The sequence below is a fragment of the Enterobacter sp. CRENT-193 genome (assembly GCF_002787395.1).
GTDB lineage: Bacteria > Pseudomonadota > Gammaproteobacteria > Enterobacterales > Enterobacteriaceae > Enterobacter > Enterobacter hormaechei_C.
On record NZ_CP024812.1, the window covers coordinates 1,058,567 to 1,081,924 of the forward strand.

Annotated in this window: 19 protein-coding genes and 1 pseudogene; 12 read left to right on the top strand and 8 right to left on the bottom strand. The window is 49.5% G+C overall.

The window, feature by feature from the left end; translation table 11 throughout:
- Positions 1 to 30 precede the first annotated feature (30 nt).
- A complete protein-coding gene (locus CU081_RS05155; protein ID WP_003861204.1) occupies positions 31 to 633 on the top strand; it encodes a helix-turn-helix transcriptional regulator in 603 nt (200 codons plus the stop codon).
- Here CU081_RS05155 and CU081_RS05160 read toward each other — a convergent pair.
- Positions 612 to 950, bottom strand: coding sequence for a lysozyme (locus CU081_RS05160; RefSeq protein ID WP_003861206.1), 339 nt, complete (start codon positions 948 to 950; stop codon positions 612 to 614). The genes CU081_RS05155 and CU081_RS05160 overlap by 22 nt on opposite strands.
- A 77-nt stretch (positions 951 to 1,027) precedes the next feature.
- Complete coding sequence (locus CU081_RS05165) at positions 1,028 to 1,561, bottom strand: GNAT family N-acetyltransferase (protein ID WP_003861207.1); 534 nt, start codon at positions 1,559 to 1,561, stop codon at positions 1,028 to 1,030.
- 146 nt (positions 1,562 to 1,707) lie between these two features.
- On the opposite strand from CU081_RS05165, the gene CU081_RS05170 reads away from it, so the two are divergent.
- Positions 1,708 to 3,294: an STY4199 family HEPN domain-containing protein gene (locus CU081_RS05170; protein WP_039269127.1), complete on the top strand. Its 1,587-nt coding sequence runs from the start codon at positions 1,708 to 1,710 to the stop codon at positions 3,292 to 3,294.
- Here the strand turns inward: CU081_RS05170 and CU081_RS05175 are convergent.
- From CU081_RS05175 to CU081_RS05190, 4 genes are all read right to left on the bottom strand, one after another.
- Positions 3,291 to 4,991 (bottom strand): alpha,alpha-trehalase, encoded by a 1,701-nt coding sequence (locus tag CU081_RS05175; RefSeq protein ID WP_058647308.1) that lies wholly within the window; start codon positions 4,989 to 4,991, stop codon positions 3,291 to 3,293. The genes CU081_RS05170 and CU081_RS05175 overlap by 4 nt on opposite strands.
- 241 nt (positions 4,992 to 5,232) lie before the next feature.
- Positions 5,233 to 5,520 (bottom strand): hypothetical protein, encoded by a 288-nt coding sequence (locus CU081_RS05180; protein WP_003861213.1) that lies wholly within the window; start codon positions 5,518 to 5,520, stop codon positions 5,233 to 5,235.
- Between the two features lie 171 nt (positions 5,521 to 5,691).
- On the bottom strand, positions 5,692 to 7,044 hold the full coding sequence (gorA, locus tag CU081_RS05185) for a glutathione-disulfide reductase (RefSeq protein WP_003861215.1): 1,353 nt from the start codon (positions 7,042 to 7,044) through the stop codon (positions 5,692 to 5,694).
- Between the two features lie 70 nt (positions 7,045 to 7,114).
- Complete coding sequence (locus CU081_RS05190; protein WP_003861217.1) at positions 7,115 to 7,957, bottom strand: 23S rRNA (adenine(2030)-N(6))-methyltransferase RlmJ; 843 nt, start codon at positions 7,955 to 7,957, stop codon at positions 7,115 to 7,117.
- Between the two features lie 206 nt (positions 7,958 to 8,163).
- Between CU081_RS05190 and prlC the strand changes: the two genes are divergently transcribed.
- Positions 8,164 to 10,206 (top strand): oligopeptidase A, encoded by a 2,043-nt coding sequence (prlC, locus tag CU081_RS05195; RefSeq protein ID WP_022652005.1) that lies wholly within the window; start codon positions 8,164 to 8,166, stop codon positions 10,204 to 10,206.
- Between the two features lie 7 nt (positions 10,207 to 10,213).
- Complete coding sequence (gene rsmJ, locus CU081_RS05200) at positions 10,214 to 10,966, top strand: 16S rRNA (guanine(1516)-N(2))-methyltransferase RsmJ (RefSeq protein WP_003861219.1); 753 nt, start codon at positions 10,214 to 10,216, stop codon at positions 10,964 to 10,966.
- A gap of 97 nt (positions 10,967 to 11,063) precedes the next feature.
- On the opposite strand, the gene uspA is transcribed toward rsmJ, so the two are convergent.
- Positions 11,064 to 11,501, bottom strand: a complete 438-nt coding sequence (gene uspA / locus CU081_RS05205) for a universal stress protein UspA (RefSeq protein ID WP_003861223.1) — start codon at positions 11,499 to 11,501, stop codon at positions 11,064 to 11,066.
- Between the two features lie 283 nt (positions 11,502 to 11,784).
- On the opposite strand from uspA, the gene uspB reads away from it, so the two are divergent.
- A complete protein-coding gene (uspB, locus tag CU081_RS05210; protein WP_003861224.1) occupies positions 11,785 to 12,120 on the top strand; it encodes a universal stress protein UspB in 336 nt (111 codons plus the stop codon).
- A gap of 54 nt (positions 12,121 to 12,174) precedes the next feature.
- Here uspB and pitA read toward each other — a convergent pair whose 3' ends face one another.
- Positions 12,175 to 13,674: an inorganic phosphate transporter PitA gene (gene pitA, locus CU081_RS05215; RefSeq protein ID WP_003861225.1), complete on the bottom strand. Its 1,500-nt coding sequence runs from the start codon at positions 13,672 to 13,674 to the stop codon at positions 12,175 to 12,177.
- Between the two features lie 228 nt (positions 13,675 to 13,902).
- Between pitA and CU081_RS05220 the strand changes: the two genes are divergently transcribed.
- The 7 genes and pseudogenes from CU081_RS05220 to CU081_RS05250 all read left to right on the top strand — a co-directional run bounded on the left by CU081_RS05220 (position 13,903) and on the right by CU081_RS05250 (position 22,835).
- Positions 13,903 to 15,105, top strand: coding sequence for an NAD(P)/FAD-dependent oxidoreductase (locus CU081_RS05220; protein WP_023304587.1), 1,203 nt, complete (start codon positions 13,903 to 13,905; stop codon positions 15,103 to 15,105).
- Between the two features lie 142 nt (positions 15,106 to 15,247).
- Complete coding sequence (locus tag CU081_RS05225) at positions 15,248 to 16,090, top strand: TnsA endonuclease N-terminal domain-containing protein (protein ID WP_000090707.1); 843 nt, start codon at positions 15,248 to 15,250, stop codon at positions 16,088 to 16,090.
- On the top strand, positions 16,077 to 18,200 hold the full coding sequence (locus CU081_RS05230) for a transposase (protein WP_046092614.1): 2,124 nt from the start codon (positions 16,077 to 16,079) through the stop codon (positions 18,198 to 18,200). Before CU081_RS05225 ends, CU081_RS05230 begins: the two co-directional genes overlap by 14 nt.
- A complete protein-coding gene (locus CU081_RS05235) occupies positions 18,200 to 19,648 on the top strand; it encodes an ATP-binding protein (protein ID WP_001049180.1) in 1,449 nt (482 codons plus the stop codon). Before CU081_RS05230 ends, CU081_RS05235 begins: the two co-directional genes overlap by 1 nt.
- A 40-nt stretch (positions 19,649 to 19,688) precedes the next feature.
- Positions 19,689 to 21,245 (top strand): annotated as a pseudogene (locus tag CU081_RS26760) (TnsD family Tn7-like transposition protein).
- 11 nt (positions 21,246 to 21,256) lie between these two features.
- A complete protein-coding gene (locus tag CU081_RS05245; RefSeq protein ID WP_058647309.1) occupies positions 21,257 to 22,183 on the top strand; it encodes a hypothetical protein in 927 nt (308 codons plus the stop codon).
- Positions 22,184 to 22,535: 352 nt separating this feature from the next.
- The gene (locus tag CU081_RS05250) at positions 22,536 to 22,835 is read left to right on the top strand and encodes a helix-turn-helix domain-containing protein (protein WP_001097216.1); all 300 of its coding nucleotides are present in this window, start codon (positions 22,536 to 22,538) and stop codon (positions 22,833 to 22,835) included.
- Positions 22,836 to 23,358 lie beyond the last annotated feature (523 nt).

The following is a 23,358-nucleotide window of genomic DNA, read 5'->3' on the forward strand; positions in this document are numbered from 1 at the left end:
CCCCTTCGCTATTCTCAGAGGAGTAAAACGATGCGAGTAATCATGTTTGACAGGCAGTCATTATTTATTCATGGAGCGATGTACAGTTTGCAGAAGTTAATTCCGAAAATAGATATGACAGGAACTCGTCAGACTGATGAATTATGGGCGCAATTATCCGCGTCACCCTCCGCTATCGTCATGATAGATGGGTATTTAATTCGTGATAATGGTGTGGCTTTACTGGAAGAGATTATGGATCGCTTTCCAACGTCGCGCGTGGTGTTGGTGTTAACGAAAAAAGAGCGGCGTTGGGTTGAGCAAATGTTTCAGCGCAACGTGGTGGCGATAATTCCCCGCAATGCGAATCCCGAACGCTTTTCCGCAGTGCTGGATTCTGTATCGCGAGGAATGGTCTGTTTTCCCGGCGAGTGGCTGAAGCAGCACACCTCTCAGGATGAACTGGCAGTGTTAAGCGAGCGCCAGCGTGAGGTATTGAAGTTACTGGCGGCCGGAGAGTCCAATAAAGAGATTGGACGTAATCTCAATATCAGTGCGGCAACGGTAAAAGCCCATCTTGAGACGCTTTTCCGGCGTCTTGATGTCAAAAACCGGACGCAAGCCGCGATGTACTACACCCGGGCGACGGCCTGAAGGATCTTCTCTGGCAGAGGGGACTCTTCCCCAAAACTGAAGAGGGTTAATATCAGTGCGTCATGCTGCTGTTGGGTTAATGGGCGTTTGTTCATTTCCCGCAGCAGCGCCTCACATAATTGAATATCATTACAAAGCAAATTCTCCGCCTCAGTCGGCGTGATGAGACCGTTAAATTTTTCCCACTGGCGAATTACGTGACCATAACCAATAACCCATATTCCCTTTTCGTCACGGTATTTCTCCAGGGAAAGACCCTGTTGTTTTTTAATTAATGCGATTGCAGCAGAAGATATCTGCATTGCATAACCCGTCATAAGCGTTTCCTCTTAATGACGCGACTATAGAGGAAACGCCGCCGGGGAAATATCCGCCAAATGGCTGTTGATCAGGTTTAACTGAACGGGAATTCCTTTTTCAGTAAACCGAATAGCCAGTCGTTATGCCATTGCCCTGAAAGGAAATAACTCTCGCGCAACTCACCTTCCAGCTGAAAACCTGTTTTTTCCAGCAGTCGCCTGGAGGCGATATTTCCCGCCGTCACGGTCGCGGTGAGCCGACGGATATTGCCCTGAGTCAGCGCAAAATCACACACAGCCCGCAGAGATTCAAAGCCGTAACCTTTCCCCTGCGCAGAAGGCGCAAAGAGAAAACCGACTTCAGCACAATCTGCCTCCCGGTGCACATATCCGGTTACGCCCAGCGGCGTCTGGCTGGCCGTCTCACGCACCATAAGGCAGAGCCAGTGCGAACTGCCCGGCGTCCACGGCAACAGACGAGACTCAAAGGCTTCCCGAATGTCCGCCTCGCTACGCGCAGGGGCGACAAAACGCATTACCTCAGGATTTTGCTGTAGCGACAGAAAAAAGGGCCAGTCTTGCTCTTGCAGCGGCGAGCAGGTGAGACGCGCGGTGGTTAAGGCGGGCATGACGATCCTCCGGAGACATTGCAAATGATTATAAGGTTGTCACTTTATTTCAACAGAAAGTCAGGTATGTTTAACCTCATATAAATAAAAAGAAAAACGACTTTTAATGCCGCTTTAGCGGTACTCATTGTCTCTCAAGGAAAACAATGATGATTAGCTCATCGCATCATACCCGCGAACAGTTTGAACACTGTCTGGCGGCGATCCGTCAGGCGTCTGTTGAAATTTTACTTCTGTTGAATGTACATGTTTCTGAAGGAAAAGATCCACGCTGGCTTCTGGAGCAACTGGATAGCGCCCGCCTGGGGCTGGGCGGGTGGGGCGCTGTAGCCAGGAAGCTGAACCTGAATGATGCGGAAATGACGGCCTTTACGCTGCAATTACGCTTGCTTCAGCAGCGTGTTCCCCAGTATGAAAGCGGGCAGGATGTCAGCGAAAATCAGCTGATTGCGGCGATGCGCTTCGTCACCTCCCTTGAATATCTGCGTCTGCAACAGCCCCTCCTGACCTACGAAACCGGGAGGGTGCCAGAGAAGGAGAGCCAGCTTCAGGCGCAGAAACAGGTGCGTGCCATTGAGCTGATGATTAAAGGGCTGATACAGCAGGCGTGGCCCGATCCGGTGCGGCTGAATAATCATCTTAAGACCTTGTTTAACGCTGAACGCGTGCGTCGCTGGCTGAAAAACGGTGAGATTAATGATGTTCTGAGCGGCATGTTGTTCAGCGAACTGGCCCAACTGCTGGTGGATAAAAAAGAATTTAGCCGCTACTACGCGCCGCTGTTTAACGCCCCGGACATGCTGACGCTGCTGGTAGAGCCCCGCAAAACCCTGCAAACCTTCCTCGAAGATATTCGACAAATCCGCAACAGCATCACCGTGCAGCAGCCGTTAAGCGGAGCGCAAATCCAGCTGCTCGACTGCTATTACACGCAGATCACCCGCTCCGTTCAGCGCGCGTTTGAGGAAGGGCGGACACGCGTTAACCCGGCGGCGCTGATGGCGGTGGACGAAAGCGAGCTGCACGCGTTCTGGGAAAAGGCGCAAAAAATGGACCGCACCACAGGCGGCGATCTTTTTGAAGTGCGCGACAGTATAGAAAAACCGACTCAGCGTGCCACGCGTACGCCAGAGCAGCGCGAACAGCTGATTTCCGGCGTGCTGTGGGGAGCGGTTGGCGTGATGGTTATCGCCATTGTCGTGGGGGGATTCTGGCTGGTGACCAGCAGTAAACCGCAGCCGGCTGTGGCCAGTACGGCATCTCCCGCACCGGTGCAGGAGATGCGCGAAACGCCTTCCTCGCGAGAAACGCTGACGCGGATGGGTGTCACCTGGGATGAAAACAACTTCCGTTCAGCGATTAGCCGCAACGATACCCGGGTGGCGCTCCTGTTTTTGCAGGGCGGGATGGACTGGAAAATGTCATGGACGGAGGAGGCGTTGTCGGCAGGCTACGACGATGTGCTGGAAGTAATGTTGCGCTACCGCCTGCAAATGACAGAGCAAAAGCCCTGCCGACGCTTTATTAATACGCTTAGCCATGCGATGGCGAACGGGGAATCGCTGACGCCTATGCGTAAGCAGTACCTGAAAGCATTCTGTACCGTCCCTGCGGTGGTGAAACGCCAGCAGCACGACGCCGATATGGCAACGCGCCGCGCGAAGACGCAGCCCGATGCCAGCACAAAAAAATGGCAGTCCATCCAGACTGCCATTTATGAGGTGATTCGTTAACTTTTCCCTCTCCCCTCAGGGGAGAGGGTTAGGGTAAGGGGCAAGGCCCAAGGTTCACCATATAACCCAATCAACCGCCGCACCACGCCATTCGTCCAGCCGAAGCCATCCTGCAACGGATACTCCCCCCCGCCACCTTCGCGTGGCGTGCTGCTGGCGATGTGGTACTTCTCAATCAGCTTATGATGGGTTTTGTAGTAATGGTTCACCGTGTGCAGCCAGCTCCAGGCGATCTCATCTCCCAGCGAGTCGTTGCCGTACTGCTTGAACCCCTGGATCGCCATCCACTGGAGCGGCGCCCAGCCGTTCGGCTTATCCCACTGCTCCCCGGTTTCATATTCGGTGGCGAGAATACCGCCCGGCGTGAGCAGACGGGCTTTAACGGCATCGGACAGCCGTTCAGCCTGCTCATGCGTCGCCATGCCCACATACAGCGGCACAATGCTGGCCGCAGAGAACAGCGCCAGGGCTTCACGCCGCCAGTCGTAATCACGATAACAGCCGTTCTCTTCGTCCCACAGATAGCGGTTTACCGCCGCGCGCCGGTCGCTGGCTTTCTGGCGGAACAGATCAGCCGTCTCTTTATCCCCTTTCGACGCGGAGATGTTGGCGATAGCGCTCTCCAGTTTGAACAGGAATGCGTTCAAATCGATGGGGATAAATTGTGTTGTGCGGATGCTGGCCAGCCGCGCAGGATCGCGCAGCCAGCGGGATGAGTAATCCCATCCTGAGGCTGCCCCGGCACGCAGGTCACGGTACACCTCGTTCGGCGGACGACCAGAATGACGGGCAGTTTCAACGTCCTCAATCCACGATTCATCCCGCGGCGTATCTCGATCGTCCCAGTAACGGTTGAGCAATGAGCCATCCGGCATACGAACCGCACTGCGATAGGCCTGATTGAGCAGCAGCGATTCCGCCCCGTCCATCCAGAAGGCGTACTCCATCTTGAGGTGCTCAAGATAGCGCTTCGCCCCGCGCACGCCGTCCTCTTCAAACAGCTCCACCATCAGGGCAAAAACGGGCGGCTGGGAGCGGCTGAGATAGTAGGTGCGGTTGCCGTTCGGGATATGGCCGTAGCGCTCAATCAGCCAGGCGAAGTTATCGGCCATACATTTCAGCAGATCGTTACGACCGCTTTCTGCCAGCCCCAGCATGGAGAAGTAAGAGTCCCAGTAGTAGGTCTCGCTGAATCGCCCGCCGGGCACAATATAGGCCTGCGGAAGCGCCAGCAGCGACGACCACGGGATGTGATCCTGCGGCTCGCGCGTCAGCACCGGCCACAGATTATCGATATGTTCTTTCAGGGACAGGCCGGGATCAGAGACGTACTCTTTGCTGTAGTCCTCCGGTAGCCAGAAGTGATTCTCCACAAAGCGCGCCAGGTCAAAATCACGGTGGCGACGCACCTTGCGATAGCGGATCAAAATATCCAGCGGATCCATCTTCGGCGCGCAGTCGGGAAAGGTTTTGCTGTCCGCAAACAGCCGCGACGACTGGACGTGTTCAAACAGTTCAAGGTAGCGGTCAGCGGGCGTAAGGGCATCGGACGCCGGCAGCCCTTCAATCATTTCCGGTTCCGGCTCTGCCTCGATCATCTCATCCAGTTTTAACTCACAGGGATCGGTTTCATAGCGCAGCTCTTCTGCAATATCGAACTCGATATCCTCGGCAGTCTGTAGTTTCTGGTTGAACATGGTGTTCAGGACCTCCGGTTTTTGTCGTAACAAATACGGGTTTTTCCCGGCTATCTTTTAAGCGTAGACATTCGCTTCGGTTAATGCGGTGCGAAGTGTGCGGTAGATCACGCTTTCAAAATGGATTTAAACACGCTGAAAATCAGATATCCCTTTGATTATGAAATCATTAAATCAGAATCTTTGGAAACAGAGCAGGAATAAAATTCAGAGCATTCGGTATTCTGCATTTACGCAGGGATTAATGTGCCTGACGCGCATTGCCTTGAAGGCTGTTGGCGGTTTGATTGGCTTTCTGGCTGGCGCCTTCGCTTTTATCCATCGCCTTGCTGGCCGCTTTTTCTGCATGGGCGGCGCTGTACGCAGCCAGATGGGAAATCACGATAGCGTAAATGCTCATTAACGACACCCACAGAATGCTGTTTTTCCACCACAGCAGGGTAGGAATAGTCAGTATCGCCCATACCAGCGCGAGAACAAGGTGCATTTTGGCCATCAGTTTTGCGGTGATCTTTACGTGCATTTTCATATCTCTAATCTTTTTCCGTAGTAACAGGCGAACGCGTAGCGCTTTCTAAGATTAGTTAATTCCACCGCGGGTAGCGGGTTATTTTGTTACCGTTTGTACACCCGTTGGGTTTACCTGCCCAGGGCATAAAAAAACCGGCCAGTTGGCCGGTTTTGTTGCGGATCAGACCGATCAGCGCATGGTCACAAATTCTTCCGCCGCAGTCGGGTGGATTGCCACGGTGTTATCGAAGTCTTTCTTCGTTGCGCCCATCTTCAGCGCCACCGCGAAGCCTTGCAGAATCTCGTCCATGCCGAAGCCAATGCCGTGGATGCCGACGATCTTCTCTTCCGGGCCCACGCAGACCAGCTTCATGCGGCACGGCTGACGGTGCGAGGTGACCGCGGTATACATCGCGGTAAACGCCGATTTATACACTTTCACCTGATCATCGCCGTACTGCTCACGCGCCTGCGGCTCGGTTAAGCCGACGGTACCGATTGGCGGGTGGCTGAAGACCACGGTCGGAATGTTGCTGTAATCCAGATGTTCGTCCGGCTTGTTGTTAAACAGACGCTCGGAAAGACGACGCCCCGCCGCCACGGCAACCGGCGTCAGCTCTACGGCGCCGGTGTTATCACCGACGGCATAAATGCCCGGTACGCTGGTGTTCTGGAATTTATCAACGACAATGTAGCCTTTTTCATTGGTTTTCACCCCGGTTGCGGCCAGGTTGAAGTTGTCGGTGGCCGGTTCACGGCCAATCGCCCAGATCAGGCAGTCAACGGTCTGGCTGCGGCCATCTTCCAGCTCCAGCGTCAGGCTACCGTCCGCATTTTTCACCACCGCTTTTGGCACGGCGTTGGTGTGCAGGGTTGGGCCTTCGGCGTTCATCACCTCGACCAGCGTGTCGACGATCAGCGGGTCAAAGCTGCGCAGCGGCGCGTGTTTACGCACGAACAGGTGCGCTTCCGCCCCCAGGCCGTTAATCACGCCGGCCAGTTCAACCGCGATGTAACCTGCGCCCACAATGGCAACGCGTTCTGGCAGAGCAGGCAGCTCGAAGAACCCGTCGGAGTCGATACCGTATTCCGCGCCCGGAATGTGCGGGTGGCTCGGACGGCCGCCGGTGGCGATCAGGATGTGATCGGCGGTGATCGTCTCGCCGTTCACTTCGATCGTCTTCGCATCCACGAAACGGGCGAAGCCGCGGATCACGTCGACGTTATTCTTGCCCAGCACGTTATCGTACGAGGTGTGAATACGGTCGATGTAGGCGGTACGGCTGGCGATCAGTTTATCCCAGTCGAAGTGGTTGATGGTGGTGTCAAAGCCGTAGTCCGGGCCATACATATGGATAGCTTCACGGATTTGCGCGGCATGCCACATCACTTTCTTCGGTACACAACCCACGTTCACGCAGGTGCCGCCGAGTTCTTTGGCTTCAATCAGCGCACACTTCTGGCCGTACATGGCTGCACGGTTGATGGAGGCGATGCCGCCGCTGCCGCCGCCGATTGCGATGTAGTCATAATGCTTAGTCATAGCGTTGTCCTTAATCGTGAATTGCCGCGATTGTATACCTGAAATCAATAGTTTCCACCGATGGCTGCGATTACTCCGGCACGATCCAGCTCACGGTGGCGTGACCCGTACCGGCTGGCACCAGCGTTTTGTGCAGCCACGGCAGCACGTTGTTCATCTGTGCTTCGAGCTTCCACGGCGGGTTAATGACGATCATGCCAGACGCGGTCATGCCGCGCTGGTCGCTGTCAGGGCGCACCGCCAGCTCAATTTGCAGGATTTTGCGAATGCCCGTCGCTTCGAGGTCTTTGATCATGCGTTTAATTTGCGCGCGCAGCACTACCGGATACCACAGAGCATAGGTGCCGGTCGCAAAGCGTTTGTAACCTTCGTTAATGCCGGTCACCACCGCCTGATAGTCGGTTTTGATTTCGTACGGTGGGTCAATTAGCACAAGGCCGCGACGGGAAACCGGCGGCAGTTTGGCTTTCAGCTGCTGGTAGCCATCGGCTTTGTCCACGCGGGCGCGGTTATCTTTCTGAAACTCAGAACGCAGCAGCGGGAAGTCGCTCGGGTGCAGCTCGGTTAACTGGATGCTGTCCTGCTCGCGCAGCAGCTGGCGGGCAATCAGCGGGGAGCCAGGGTAGTAACGCAACTGGCCGTTGCGGTTGAAGTGATTCACCACGCCAATGTACGGCTCCAGCTCGGCAGGCAGATCGTCCTGCTGCCAGATACGCGCAATCCCTTCCAGATATTCACCGGTACGCTCGGCATGCTCGCCGCTCAGCTGATAACGGCCCGCGCCCGCGTGGGTGTCCAGATAAAGGAACGGTTTATCCTTTTCTTTAAGCGATTCGATGATCAGGCTCTGAACGGTGTGTTTGAGGACGTCGGCGTGGTTGCCTGCGTGGAAGCTGTGGCGATAACTGAGCATGGGTAATGATATTCCGCTGAATTGACGATTTGCCACAGTTTACAGCAGAACGGCACAGATTACCCGCAGGCCCGGTAAGCGCAGCGCCACCGGGCTCTTTTCCCCCACGTCTGGCATTGAAATCCTCTACACTTAACCCCATTACTGAACAATATGCACAGCGCCGGATGCGCGCTTCATTCACCTATTTCAACAGGACAGCGTTTATGACCAATCCATTACTGACGCCTTTTTCGTTGCCACCGTTTTCTAAAATCCTCCCCGAGCATGTGGTTCCAGCGGTTACGCAATCGCTGGACAACTGCCGCGCGGCGGTAGAAAGCGTGGTCGCGCAGGGCGGGCCGTACACCTGGGAAAATCTGTGTCAGCCGCTGGCCGAAGTGGACGACGTGCTGGGGCGCATCTTCTCCCCGGTGAGCCACCTGAACTCGGTAAAAAACAGCCCGGAGCTGCGCGAAGCCTACGAGCAAACCCTGCCGCTGCTCTCTGAGTACAGCACCTGGGTCGGCCAGCATGAGGGGCTCTACAAAGCCTACCGCGACCTGCGCGACGGCGACCACTATGCCGAACTGAACACGGCGCAGAAAAAATCGGTCGATAACGCCCTGCGTGATTTCGAACTGTCCGGGATTGGCCTGCCAAAAGAAAAACAGGTTCGCTACGGTGAAATCGCTGCGCGCCTGTCCGAGCTGGGCAACCAGTACAGCAATAACGTCCTCGACGCCACCATGGGCTGGACGAAGCTGATTACCGATGAATCTGAACTGGCGGGCATGCCGGAAAGCGCGCTGGCGGCGGCAAAAGCCCAGGCCGAAGCGAAAGAGCAGGAAGGCTTCCTGTTAACGCTGGATATCCCAAGCTATCTGCCGGTGATGACCTACTGCGACAACCAGGCCCTGCGCGAAGAGATGTACCGCGCCTACAGCACCCGCGCCTCCGATCAGGGGCCGAATGCGGGCAAATGGGATAACAGCCCGGTGATGGCGGAGATCCTCGCCCTGCGCCACGAGCTGGCACAGCTGCTGGGCTTCGACAGCTACGCGGATAAATCCCTCGCCACCAAAATGGCCGAGAACCCACAGCAGGTGCTCGACTTCCTGACCGATCTGGCGAAACGCGCCCGTCCTCAGGGTGAAAAAGAACTGGCTCAGCTGCGCGCCTTTGCGAAAGCGGAGTTCGGCGTAGACGAGCTTCAGCCGTGGGATATCGCGTACTACAGCGAAAAACAGAAACAGCATCTCTACAGCATCAGCGACGAACAACTGCGTCCGTACTTCCCGGAAAACAAAGCCGTTAACGGCCTGTTCGAGGTGGTGAAACGCATCTACGGCATTACCGCGAAAGAGCGTACCGACATCGACGTCTGGCATCCGGACGTGCGCTTCTTTGAGCTGTATGACGAGAAAAATGAACTGCGCGGTAGCTTCTACCTCGATCTCTACGCGCGTGAGAACAAGCGCGGCGGGGCGTGGATGGACGACTGCGTGGGCCAGATGCGTAAAGCGGATGGTTCCCTGCAAAAACCGGTCGCCTACCTGACCTGTAACTTCAACCGTCCGGTGAGCGGCAAACCTGCGCTGTTTACCCACGATGAAGTGATCACCCTGTTCCACGAGTTCGGTCACGGCCTGCACCACATGCTGACCCGCATCGAAACCGCTGGCGTCGCCGGTATCAGCGGTGTGCCATGGGATGCGGTCGAGCTGCCTAGCCAGTTTATGGAAAACTGGTGCTGGGAGCCGGACGCGCTGGCGTTTATCTCCGGCCATTACGAAACGGGTGAACCGCTGCCGAAAGAACTGCTGGATAAAATGCTGGCAGCGAAAAACTACCAGGCGGCGATGTTTATCCTGCGCCAGCTGGAGTTCGGCCTGTTCGACTTCCGCCTGCACGCCGAGTTCAGCCCGGAGCAGGGGGCGAAAATCCTCGAAACCCTGGCTGAGATTAAAAAGCAGGTTGCCGTTATTCCAGGGCCAACCTGGGGACGCTTCCCGCACGCGTTCAGCCATATCTTCGCAGGCGGGTACGCCGCAGGCTACTACAGCTACCTGTGGGCCGACGTGCTGGCGGCGGATGCCTTCTCGCGCTTCGAAGAAGAGGGGATTTTCAACCGCGAAACCGGTCAGTCGTTCCTCGACAACATCCTGACCCGCGGCGGTTCAGAAGAGCCTATGGAATTGTTCAAACGCTTCCGTGGCCGCGAGCCTCAGCTGGATGCGATGCTGGAGCATTACGGAATCAAAGGCTGATTGCTACGTGAAGATCTGCTTAGTAGATGAAACAGGCGCCGGGGACGGCGCCTTATCTGTTCTGGCGGCCCGCTGGGGGCTGGAACATGATGAAGACAACCTGATGGCGCTGGTGATGACGCCGGAACATCTGGAGCTGCGCAAGCGCGATGAGCCAAAGCTTGGCGGGATTTTTGTCGATTTTGTCGGCGGCGCGATGGCGCACCGGCGTAAGTTCGGCGGCGGTCGCGGCGAAGCGGTGGCCAAGGCGGTTGGCATTAAAGGGAGCTATCTTCCGGACGTGGTGGACGCCACGGCGGGGCTGGGGCGCGATGCGTTTGTGCTGGCCTCGGTGGGCTGCCGGGTGCGGATGCTGGAGCGTAATCCGGTTGTCGCCGCGCTGCTCGACGACGGGCTGACGCGGGGCTATGAGGACCCGGAAATCGGCCCGTGGTTACAGGAACGTTTACAACTTATTCATGCCTCCAGCCTGACGGCGCTCACCGACATCACCCCGCGCCCGCAGGTGGTTTATCTCGACCCCATGTTCCCGCATAAGCAGAAAAGCGCGCTAGTGAAGAAAGAGATGCGGGTGTTTCAGTCGCTGGTGGGGCCGGATTTAGATGCCGATGGCCTGCTGGAACCGGCTCGTCAGCTGGCGACGAAGCGTGTGGTGGTGAAGCGGCCGGACTATGCGCCGCCGCTGGCGGACGTTGCGACCACTAACGCGGTGACCACGAAAGGGCACCGGTTTGATATTTATTCGGGTACGCCGGAATAGAAAAAGCCGGGTGGCGGCTTCGCCTTACCCGGCCTACATCCTCGATCTATTCCCTCTCCCTTTGGGAGAGGGTTAGGATGAGGGGAATTTAACGCACTTACTCGTCTTCTTCGTCACGCAGTGGAACAATCAGCATATCCACGTGAACGGTATTAATCAGCTGGCGCGCGGAAGACATCAGTTTGCTCCAGAAGTCCTGATGGTGACCACATACCACCAGGTCCATATCGTATTTCTTAATCGCATCAACCAGCACCTGGCCCAGATCGCCGCTACCGCTTAAGGTTTCAGTGATCGGATAGCCCGCGTTGGTAGAAAGCTCGCTCAGCGCGTGGTGAGTCTCTTCGGAGATGCGTTTCTGCATATCGCCGAGATTCACGTCGATCAGACCGGTGTAGAGGTCGGAGTAATTCACATCAACGTGAATCAGCGAAACTTTCGCGTTGTAGGGACGTGCCATGGATACTGCTTTATCAACCAGCACTTTACTCTCCGGGGAGAGGTCTACCGCGATAAGAATGTGTTTGTAAGCCATAGTGTTACTCCTTCCTTAAGTTATCGATGACTAAATGGGAAAGCCGTCGTCTGATGCTTTCATTACGGCCCAGTTAAACATATTTTTCAAGCTTTGGTGTTGATAACGATTAACCTTGTGGCAAAAAAATTAACGGATCTCCTACACTATTTAATGAGCCGTTCGGATATTAAAACGCGAACCGGATCGACTTTTGGTCATTCTTTCACTGAACTGTCTGTCAGGGCATTGGGGTGCGGTAGCTCAGGAGCCTTGCTTCGTGGGCGGACGCCGGGGAGGATGTATGATTAGCACCGTCGCATTGTTTTGGGCGTTATGCGTGGTTTGCATAGTGAATATGGCGCGCTACTTCTCATCGTTACGTGCGCTGTTAGTGGTACTTCGTGGTTGCGATCCGTTGCTTTATCAGTATGTGGACGGTGGAGGGTTCTTCACCTCGCACGGACAGCCCAGCAAGCAGATGCGTCTGGTGGGGTATATCTACTACCAACGCTACCGCGATCACCACGATGAAGAGTTTATCCGTCGCTGCGAGCGCCTGCGTCGTCAGTTCATTTTGACCAGCGCCCTCTGTGGTCTGGTTGTGGTGAGTATGATTGCGCTGATGATTTGGCACTGAGCATAAAAAAAGCGGGCCAGTTTCCTGACCCGCTTTTTTGTCGCCTTCAGCCGATTAAATCAGCTTCAGCGAAATCCAGTACAGACCGCCAGACAGCAGGATGGACGCCGGGAGGGTGAACACCCAGGCCATCAGGATGTTGGTCACGGTTTTACGCTGCAAACCGCCGCCGTCAACAATCATTGTACCTGCCACGGACGAAGAGAGTACGTGGGTGGTGGAGACTGGCATACCGGTGTAACTCGCCAGACCGATAGATACCGCTGCCGTCATCTGCGCGGACATACCCTGCGCATAGGTCATGCCTTTCTTACCGATCTTCTCGCCGATGGTGGTCGCCACACGACGCCAGCCAATCATCGTACCGATACCCAGCGCCAGCGCGACCGCCATGATGATCCAGATTGGCGCGTACTCAATGGTATTGAGCATATCGCCTTTCAGTTTCTTCAGCAGACGTTGGTCGTCAGCATTAACCTCTGGCAGCTTCGCGACTTTATCGGTCACGTCGGAGATACAGAGCATGATGCGACGCAGCTGACCACGCTGTTCAACAGCCAGTTTGTCATAGCTTTCGATATCGGCCAGCATGCCTTTCGCACGTTCCAGCGCGTTAATCGCGTTTGCCGGATGGCAATGGAACTCGCCCGGTGCCGTCGTTGCGCCTGACTCCGGAGAAGGAATCAGCTGGTCCACGCCGGTCGCTTTCTTCAGCAAATCAGGATGCTGCTGGAAGTAAGTCTCAACGTTGTTTACCGCATCACGGGTACGGGTGATTTCGTAACCGGAGGCGTTCATGTTAACCACGAAGCCCGCCGGTGCGACGCCAATCAGAACCAGCATCACCAGGCCGATACCTTTCTGACCATCGTTCGCGCCATGAGAGAAGGCGACGCCGATAGCGGAAATGATCAGCGCGATACGCGTCCAGAACGGCGGCTTTTTCTTGCCGTCTTTCTTCTCACGCTCTGCTGGCGTCAGGTGGATACGCGCACGTTTTTTCGTGTTGCTCCAGTAGCGACGCAGGATGAAAATCAAGCCACCCGCCACCACCAGACCGACGATAGGGGAGATGATCAGAGAGCCGAAAATGCCGAGAACTTTCGGGATATTCAGCGCATCAACGACGGAGGTCCCGGTCATCAGGGCATTGGTTAACCCGATACCGATAATCGCGCCGATGAGGGTGTGAGAGCTGGATGCCGGCAGGCCGAAATACCAGGTACCGAGGTTCCAGATAATCGCAGCAAGCAGCATAGAGAACACCATGGCCAGGCCATGACCGGAACTCACGTTAAGCAGCAGATCCGTTGGCAGCATATGCACAATGGCATACGCAACGCTTAGTCCGCCCAGGAGGACACCAAAAAAGTTAAATACCGCCGCCATAACAACCGCAAGCTGCGATCGCATTGCGCGAGTGTAGATAACCGTTGCTACTGCGTTTGCAGTGTCGTGGAAGCCGTTGATCGCTTCGTAAAACAGCACAAAAACCAGAGCAAGCAATAATAAAAGCCCGGTATGTAAATCCAGGCCGGCAAACAAATGTAGCATAGGACGTTACGCCATTTTGAGGACATGAACGCGGCGCATTATCCAGGACAAATGCGCAACGGGCAAAGTGAAATATAGACTTTTTTTGACATACCACCTGATTTGAGAAATGTGCCTGAAAGGATAATCTTTAAATATCAATGAAATGGCTTTGTAATATCTTTTTACGCTGGTGCGACCACTGAGGAAACTTTACAATCCGCGGCAGTTAACGAAGAGGATTTTGACGTGGAAAGGTTTGATGCCGTAGTTATTGGCGCCGGTGCGGCGGGTATGTTTTGTGCGGCGATGGCCGGACAAGCGGGTCGTCGCGTGCTGCTGCTGGATAACGGAAAAAAGCCTGGCCGCAAGATCCTGATGTCTGGCGGTGGGCGCTGCAACTTTACTAATCTTTATGTCGAGCCTGCGGCCTATTTGAGCCAGAACCGCCATTTTTGCAAATCTGCGCTGGCGCGCTATACCCAGTGGGATTTTATCGAACTGGTGGGTAAACACGGTATCGCGTGGCATGAGAAGACGCTGGGACAGCTGTTCTGCGACGACTCCGCGCAACAAATCGTTGATATGCTGGTGGCCGAGTGCGAGAAAGGCGGCGTAGTAATGCGCCTGCGCACCGAAGTGCTGGACGTCGCCCGTGACGAGCAGGGCTACACGCTGCAACTCAACGGTGAGACCGTCAGCGCCGATAACCTGGTGATCGCCAGCGGCGGCCTCTCGATGCCGGGGCTGGGCGCCTCACCGTTCGGCTATAAAATTGCCGAGCAGTTTGGCCTGAAGGTACTGCCCACCCGCGCCGGGCTGGTACCGTTCACGCTGCATAAGCCGCTGCTGGAGCAGCTTCAGACACTCTCCGGCGTGTCTGTACCGTCGGTCATTACGGCCGAAGACGGCACGGTGTTCCGCGAAAACCTGCTCTTTACCCATCGTGGACTCTCGGGGCCGGCGGTATTGCAGATCTCCAGCTACTGGCAGCCGGGGGAGTTTGTCTCCGTAAACCTGGTGCCGGACTGCGATCTGGACGCCTTCCTCAACGAGCAACGCGCCGCGCACCCGAATCAAAGCCTGAAAAATACCCTGGCGATGCAGTTGCCGAAGCGTCTCGTGGAGTGCTTGCAGGTGTTAGGGCAAATTCCGGATGTTGCGCTCAAGCAGCTCAACAGCCGTGAGCAGGAAACGCTGGTGGAGACGCTGACGAACTGGCGCGTACAGCCAAACGGCACCGAAGGCTACCGCACGGCGGAAGTGACGCTGGGCGGCGTGGATACAAACGAACTCTCATCCCGCACGATGGAAGCCCGCAACGTGCCGGGTCTTTATTTCATTGGTGAAGTGATGGACGTGACCGGCTGGCTCGGCGGGTATAACTTCCAGTGGGCGTGGGCCAGTGCCTGGGCATGCGCGCAAGCGCTGGCTGATGTCCGAGGACAATAAAGTTGTACACAAAGCACTAAAGTTGTAACCATTCTCAAAAAACGACGCTAATGTTGTATACTTACTGAATGTGTGGTTATAGGGTTGGAGACTATAAAATGCACATATAGGTACGTATCAATGTCGTTTTTAGGGTACGATCATGGCTAGGGGTAGGCGTCTCAAATCCTATTTGGATTATGAAAATGCGCTAGGTGACGGCATAGGAGTGGGCTATGGCCAAAGTTATCAGCCCTGGCTTAGAGCTCAGGACGTTAAATCCCGTGGAAACCGTTCGATAGTCTTTGGCCTTAAGACGTTTCGAAACCATCATCTCCTTTCTTCTGTCGAAAGTAACTTTTTCTATCTGGCTGAGTTTAATGACTCGGTGATTGATATCCGGGAACAATTCCCACTCTTTCCTCTCCGGCTTACCCAACAAATAGCAAATCATCTACATTTTCAACATCCTATGGTGAGGGGAGTAAGAGGAGTACCTGTCGAAGTTCTGAATGTTATGACAACCGATTTTTTACTGACCTTGAGAACTCCTGAAGGCGGACTTCGATACAAAGCTATAGCAGTAAAACATAACGAGAGCATACCTGAACGCGAAGCCCAAAAACTTGAAATAGAGAGGATGTTTTGGCAGTTGATTGATGTTGAGTTTCAAATTTATGTTGGCTCGGAACTCAATAACGTCGTCGGTAAAAACATTTGCTGGGCTACTTCTGTATTAAGAGATGGTTCTGAATTTTATGATAAATATCCTCTTGATAAAATCCTATGGAAGCTTAAACCAGATGTTTATCCCATAGTAGGACTACGTGCAATGATTTCATCAATCTTTGGGGTAGATGCACAAGAAGCGATGATGTTATTGCAGGCAATGATTGGATTAAAAATGATAAATGTTGATTTATCATATCCAATACTCGAAACCGGTCTGATAAAGATAATTTCCAATGACCACTATATAGGACTGAACGCAAATGGATATTATTAGGAATTCAGTCTGGCTCTCTCAAGGCACTGATTTGCTTGCAGAGGGACTTTACCGTGTTTTGGATTTTGACAGAAAGGTCGATTTGTTAATTTTGTTTAAAATAAAAACAGAAAGAACGGGTAAGCCAATCCCTTTCTCATTTTCAATGTTTAAATATTATATTGAATCAAATAGCATAACTTGTAAAGATTATATATATCCTTCATATATGTTAGTAGATGAGAAAGAATTAACAGATAAAGACAGAGGAAGGCGAGATGAAAATTACAATATCATTAAAGATCTTGTAGATGACAGAATGTTTCTGTTCGACTATGCATTACATAAAAAGTCGCACCTTTTAATGGATTACTCAAGAAATAAAAAAATATCACAATATACTATCAGAACGCTTCTGGCGTTGTATTGGCGACATGGGCAGGATATTTATGCATTGCTACCCGCATTCTCGAACTGTGGCGCCGCTGGGAAAAGTAGAATCAAACATGAAATTAAACTTGGGAATTCCAAAAAAAACAGAGCATTACCTAATGAACGATCACGTGTTTTCATTCTTAATGAAAGAGATATAAATAATATTAGAAAATCTCTCATTACGTATCATTATAAAGTTAACGGAGATACGATAAAGAAAACATTAGAGAGACATATTGATTTGTATTTTAGGGATGAAATTAAAACAGCAAACCTAGAAAATAGAGCTCCATATGTTCCTTCTTTAAAACAATTTTCATACTGGAATAAAAAACTCTTCACTAAAGATTTCTCGATAAATAAGAAGAACACGAAAAAAGAAATAGACCTCAAAATGCGGGCGCTTTTAGGTAGTGTGGCTAATACAACTGTTTTGCCGGGTGATGTTTTCGAAATAGACTCAACTGTCGCTGATGTACATCTTATTTCGAGTTTAAACAGACGAAAAGTCATTGGGCGTCCTACTATTTATACAGTGGTGGATCGTGCAACAAGAATGATTGTTGGCCTTCATGTTTCTTTATACCATGCTTCATGGCGAGCCGCCCGACAAGCGTTAGCAAATTGCTTTATGCCAAAAAAAGAATATTGTAGATTATTTGGAATCTCTATTACTGATGATGATTGGCCTTGTTCTCACATTCCATTAACATTGATGTGTGACAACGGGGAGATGATTGGTCTTAAACCTCAGGAAGAGATGACCCCCCTGACAAAACTTGAGTTTGCGCCAGTCGGTAGAGGCGACAGAAAAAGCATTGTTGAACGCTGTTTCGGCATTCTGAATGATGAGGTTATTCATAGGCTTATTGGAACAACACGAAGGGGAAAGATTGTTAAAGGAGAGCCAACACCGCAATCCAGGGCTTGTTTAACGATTCAGGAGGTCACGTCTTTACTGATTCGGGAGATACTTGCACATAATCAGAGAACGTATGAGGAACTGGCTTATATCAATCCCTTACTGATTGAAAATGATCTCGTAATATCACCAAAAAATAGTTGGATGATAAGCTTAAAGCACGGGAGATTCAGCGCAAGAGCCGTTGGGGCCGACGAAGTGATCGCACGATTGTTAATCCCTGTGAACGCTAACATTACCGCCGGTGGGATTCAGTACAATAATCTTTTTTATGAATGTGATCCTGAAATTGCATCAGGTGTCAGAGTATTTGGAAGAACCACTTGTGAAGCAAGAATAGATGACAATTGCGTAGATTATATATATGTAAGATTTGACAAAAATAGCATTTTCAAAAAACATTACCTACTTAAGAAAAGAGATGTATTTAAAGGGAAAGCTCATCTTGATACAGATGTAATGGCTGATTGGGTAGATACTCAAAAAGAAATTAATTTATTTACTCTGGATTCGCTCAGCAATATCAATAATAAAGATGAATTTAACAGGAAAGGTAACGAAAGATTAAATGAAATATACGAATCTCGCCGGGTACATGGTAAAGATATTAAAAAGAACAGGAAAAATGAACTTGATTCATTAGGGCGAACTCATGTTGCTAATGGAAGATCTGAACCCCTACTTCCTTCATCCAGTAATGTTCTGCTTTTGCCTGGCCGGGAGGAGAAACAAAGATGGTTAAAAGGTAAGAAGAAGACTGAGGACGCAGAATAATGAATCTTATACGGCGCGTTTCAGCGATATATAAAGAACAGGAGTTACCTGAGTATCGTGGCAATCCCTTAATTGAAGCACTTCCTGAAGCGCTTACGGAAGATGAAGTACTTCTGGAAATGAGTTATTTCCCCGAAATTGACGAAAAAATCCGCTGGACTGCCCCGGCGAATGTTAGAGAGCAGTATGTCGAACGTATAAAGAAATTCCGTTGCCCTCAAACCAATCTTATCCAGGCTTATAAGATGATCTTACGGGCACTTAGGGAAAGCTATGCAGCTCGTAATCCTTTAAAAAGCGGAACAATTCAATATCTTCATTACTATGGAAATGAGCGTCCTGATATTGAGCCAGAAAGTGGATATTTTAAATCCCAGGCTGAAACTATTACGATAGTTGGAATGAGTGGTTCTGGAAAAACTACCATGATTGAGCAAGTCATGGATCATTTCCCTCAGATTATAGAACACAGCAGCTATAAAGGAGTTTTTCCCGGCTTCAGTAAGCAAATTGTATGGGTAAAGATTAATTGTCCATACAATTCAAGTGTGAGAGACCTTTGTGAAGAGATTTTACAAAAATTAGATGATGCAATTGGTATTGAACGAACTACACCTGAGATTAGAAATGGTGCTCTGGCTCGCCAGATTGCACAAAGAATTAAATCATCATTTTTGGGTATCCTTGTTATTGATGAAATGCAGAGGCTTAAATTTTCAAGAACCGGGGGTGAGAGTAAGTTGATTGATTTTTTACATGAAATTGTAGATTCCATGGGGGTATCTATGGTTTTTTGTGGAAATCATCCTTTTGACGAGACGCTGACAAAGAAAATGAGAATTGCCAGGCGGGCAGAGTCTGGTGGTTACATGAAAATTAAGAATGTTAGATACGATTCACAAGACTGGCAATCGTTTATTCATTATTTATGGCCATTACAATGGACAAATGTTGAAACTCCATTAAATGATGAGTTAAACGAAAAATTATTCATTTTATCTAAAGGCAATATTGGATTGGCTCAGATGATTTATCGGGGGGCACAATTAAAGGTTATCGGTAGCGGCAATGAAATCATCACTGGCGCAGTCTTGTCGGCCTCTGTACCGGTACTCGTGAGTCATACGGAGGAATATAAGGATACTCCACTCCCGGGGGCCGCGACTGAAGATGAGGAAGCTAAATGGCTCTCTGCATCTAATGAGGGTGATGCTTCGGCTAAAATCATGGCAGAGAAGTCCCTAAAGTCTTTGATCCCTGGGGATATAGACAGGCCACAGCACAAGGAATTCGTAGGAAAAATAGACGAGGTTTTGCGCAATTTCGACGAGAAAATACTGTCTCTTGACCACGATCTTGTTATCAACAGAACAGCTGAAAAGAAAAATACCTACGATGCTCTTCAGCGTTGCGGGCTTATAAATATAGATCCACTTAATAAATTGTAATGAGGTAACAGTTCGTAACGGTCAAAGAGAGGTGTGGGAAATGAGAATGTTGCCTGTTTTGCCTGATGAATCCTTGTTCAGCCGGTTTTGTCGGACAACTACCGTGTACGGTATGTCCCCATCTTCTCTGTTAACGATCATTTTCAACAAACCTGATATGAACGTCCATCCAATTCTCAATTCAGGATTAAAGGCTATTTCTCTTCATACATCCGAAAGTGCAGATCAGCTCTGGCATGAACAGACTTTACTCCCTCTTTTTGCCTGGGCACTACCAATCAGTCGTAATGAAATTATGGATTTCAACACGACCCCTGCCAGGCTTAATCGATTGTGCCGCCTTAGTAATTTTTCACTAGGGCAGCGCACACTATTGAAGTTTTGCCCGGTTTGCGCTCGTGAAGATACTTTTCATTATGGTGTTACTTATTGGCATCTGGCGCATCAGCTTCATGGGGTTACAACCTGCCATCGGCATCCGGTAGCGCTTGAAAGCATCCATGTCCCTTCTTCACCGCACATACGTATTGGACTGATGCCTCCTGTTTCGTATACAGAACAACTTAGCAATGAGATAGACTTCGATTTTGCTAAGTTTTGTTATGAGTCCCTAAATATAATCAGAAGAAAAGATATTACACACCCCAATTACATGGATGTACTTAAAAAGTTGAATTTATTATCATTGGATGGAAATTTAAAGAAAAATGTATTCTAAGCACATGTTTATGCTAAGTGCCAGTTATTTGGGGAGGGTTCATCGGGACTTATACCAACATCCCTAACTGATTATCATTACTGGGAGCCTATACTCAAAGACAAATGTTGTCAGCATCCCACAAAGCATCTTTTGCTTTGTTATTGTTTGTTAAATACTTGCTGGCCAACGTATGCAGGAAGTCGTACTAATAAAAAGAAAGAAATCTTTAAAAGTCATAAGAAATACAGTTTTCATATAGTTGAAAATAATACTAGTGTTAGCAACCTTGGGAAGGAATTTAGTCGCAGCAGATGTTACATTAAAACACTTATTTATAAAAAATACCTGAGGGCGTTTAAGCGAAACACAAAAATTAATATATTCACTGAATTGCTTATCAAGTCTATGGCTGTAAGGGGGTTTAGTCTGGCATCCATAGCTGAGAAAAACTCATTATCGGAAGGAGCTGTATCCTCTGTAATTTCATCTTGTTACGGTTTATGCTCATGGCGTAAAAAATGTAAAAAAGATTCTTTAAGACGGCGTCATAAGCAGAAAATATTAAGATTTATACATAATCAATCCGTTTCTATAACACGAAAGTTAGTCAAAGAAAGTTGTTATGCAAGTTTCTATTGGCTAAATAAACATGAATGTGACTGGCTTAATTCCTGTCTTCCTAAAACAATACGATGCTATAAAAATAAAAGAGTAGACTGGAGCGAGAGAGATATTATCTCATCATCATTAATAAATGATGTTTTATCTCAGGGGCAGTACTCGATGTCACTTACAAGTCTAGATGCTTTACTGGGAGGGCATGGCTGGCTTTTGAAATACAGAGATAAACTACCAATGACAATGATACTTCTCAGAAAAATGGAACTAATTAAATAAGAGGGAGTTATATGGTTTACGAAAATGAATTGTGGCACAGTTTTCTTCTGCGTTCACAGATAATGTATAACTTATCCAATTGCAGGAACATAATATCAAAGCATGGCGCACTAAGGTACGATGCCTTTCCTCGTTTCGAACTGATTGATATGTACAAATTGCATAGCTTGCAGGATATATATGACATTCTTGCCACTAGAAATGGTTATATACTAACTTCCAATATAGTGTCGTTATCTTCTGGTGTTTACGGGTATTTTAACGCTGTTGAAGATGCCTGTCGGAAAAATTTTCACATAACTAATTCATATCCATTGGTAAACATCTCAAACATTCGTTACTGTCACAAATGTATTGTTGAAGATATACACTCTAAAGGCATTGGTTATCTGCGTCATAGATGGTTGTTTGAATCTAAATGTGCAGTTCATAGTACCAGTTTATATGAGGTTTGTTTTGATAACTATTTGAATGCAGTGAAAGGACTTAGTGACTTAATTATAAGTGGAATAAATCCTCATGGTTATTGTTCCCTTGTGGTTGACGTTTCAAACCCTTTCAAAAATCCAGTGTATATATTATCATGTGCACGTAATAAAATTTTAAAATGGATTTCGGACAATAAAAATATGCTGATTTACTTTCTCTTTGATCTCTTCAAATGTAAGTCGCATTCAAGTTTATCTAAGGTTATCGAAGTCAAGATAATGCATGATAGATATATTTCTGCGGTGTTCAAGATGTTAAGTGAAGTTAATTTTTGTAATTTCAACTCATTTATTTCTGATATTTTTGAGGACGTAAGTTATGCCTCTATCGGACTTGATGATTATTCTGTTAATGTGCATTTTCTCAGGCTAAGGGCTGCAGATTGTAAATTTTGCCAGTTGAATGGTAAATATTTTTGCTCACTTTACAATGTAAAACTTCTTCGCTAATTTCACTTCATTTATAAAATACTAAGAAAGCTAGTTAGATAAGGTTTTATATTTTGACTGGGGCAGGAATAAATTATCACTCATAGAGTTTCCCTGGGGGTTACCACCTGTGTATGATGCCGGTTAGCAACAACGTCTAAAAGACCTGCGATCACGTGGGTCCCTCTCCAGCAAAGGGGCAAGGGGTGCTATATAACGGTGTACTGCTTACCCAATACGGCCTTGTATTTGAAAGATGCCGCATCTTGGCAGGATTCGTATTACAGCCTATAGTCTGTTAATGAGCATTACAGCCTATATGCTGTAAATCCCTGCGTTATGCTTGTTAACTCGTCGATACGGAAGGTCACTTATGAACACTCAATACGCTTTGAAGACTTTGAATCAGTTACGTCCTGTTTTAATCGGCTTTCGCAAAGCCAATGGACTGACGCAAAAAGATGTTTCTGAACGTTTGGGTATAACACAGCAAACTTATGCCCGACTAGAGGCCAACCCTGCAAGTGCGGGTTTTGAGCGTTTGTTTAGGGTGTTCAGCGTCCTTGGAGTGGAGATCGTACTTTCATCCAGGGAACCATTGTCAGATGCAAAGCCCGAATACGGAGCTATGCACAATTATTCTTCACTTCCAGCCAGGCGGGAGAAATGGTGACGCCTGGCGCTTCCCGGTCTAATTTTTCTTCAACAAGATTAACCCCTTAGCGGCCTGAAGTATCAGGTTGCGATAGAGCCTTTCATTTCTTCTGTTATGTTAAATACACCATTTTGAGCTATTTCGCTCGGCCTTAAATTATCTCTTCATTCTTCAGTGAAAATTTTATGTCGATCACATTATCGATGAATTTAGGAAATAATCCGTAAATGAAAATCTATCTTCTTTTAAATTCATCAGTGTCAGTAGCAAATATTACGCATAAAAGAATGGTTATTATTATCATTTAAATTATAAAGCTCATGAGTCAATTCCAAAAAATATAATAAGCATTGAAATCATTACCCGTGATTCTGGAGTTTTAACTTTGCCATGTAACCAACCACAAGTTAGTTTCCGGTGTTTTGAGGGGCAGTAAAGTTCTGAAAGCGCGACCAGATCATAATCCCGAAATGTCGTTAAGATATTCTGAATAACGGTTATCCCTGCTTGTTGGCAGGCATTTGAAAATATATTTTGTATT